Origin of the sequence: Mesorhizobium intechi (assembly GCF_002879535.1) — a bacterium.
GTDB classification, from domain to species: domain Bacteria; phylum Pseudomonadota; class Alphaproteobacteria; order Rhizobiales; family Rhizobiaceae; genus Mesorhizobium; species Mesorhizobium intechi.
On sequence record NZ_PNOT02000367.1, the window covers coordinates 1 to 953 of the forward strand.

General features: G+C 70.6%; 1 protein-coding gene. It reads right to left on the reverse strand.

What is annotated here, in order from left to right:
* Positions 1 to 953 (reverse strand): hypothetical protein (locus C1D09_RS30820; protein ID WP_208760453.1); only part of this gene is annotated, 953 nt, incomplete at both ends.

Below are 953 nucleotides of genomic sequence, written 5' to 3' on the forward strand. Positions count from 1 at the left end.
AGTTGAGCCCGTGGCTCCGGTATCGCCGGTCGCGCCCGTGGCGCCGGTTGCTCCAGTCGAACCCGTGGCGCCTGTATCACCAGTTGCGCCTGTGGCACCGGTTGCTCCGGTCGAACCCGTGGCACCAGTATCGCCGGTCGCCCCCGTGGCGCCGGTTGCTCCGGTCGAGCCCGTGGCACCAGTATCGCCGGTCGCGCCTGTGGCGCCAGTTGCACCCGTATCGCCGGTCGCACCTGTGGCGCCTGTTGCTCCAGTCGAGCCAGTGGCACCGGTATCGCCGGTCGCGCCCGTGGCGCCGGTTGCACCCGTAGCACCCGTCGCTCCAGTCGAGCCCGTGGCTCCAGTATCGCCGGTCGCGCCGGTGGCTCCGGTCGAACCCGTAGCGCCGGTATCGCCGGTCGCACCTGTGGCACCGGTTGCACCCGTAGCACCCGTCGCTCCAGTTGAGCCCGTGGCTCCAGTATCGCCGGTCGCGCCTGTGGCTCCGGTTGCTCCGGTCGAGCCCGTGGCGCCCGTATCGCCAGTCGCACCGGTGGCGCCGGTCGCGCCCGTGGTGCCGGTTGCTCCAGTCGAACCTGTCGCTCCAGTATCGCCAGTCGCGCCGGTGGCTCCGGTTGAACCCGTGGCTCCCGTATCGCCAGTCGCACCAGTGGCGCCGGTTGCGCCAGTTGAGCCGGTGGCGCCGGTATCGCCGGTCGCACCTGTGGCACCGGTCGCGCCAGTTGAACCTGTGGCTCCAGTATCGCCGGTCGCACCTGTAGCGCCTGTAGCGCCGGTATCACCGGTCGCGCCTGTGGCACCAGTTGCACCCGTAGCTCCGGTTGAACCCGTGGCGCCTGTTGCTCCGGTTGAACCTGTGGCGCCGGTATCGCCGGTCGCACCTGTGGCGCCGGTAGCTCCAGTCGAGCCCGTGGCACCCGTATCGCCGGTTGCGCCAGTTGAGCCTGTAGCCC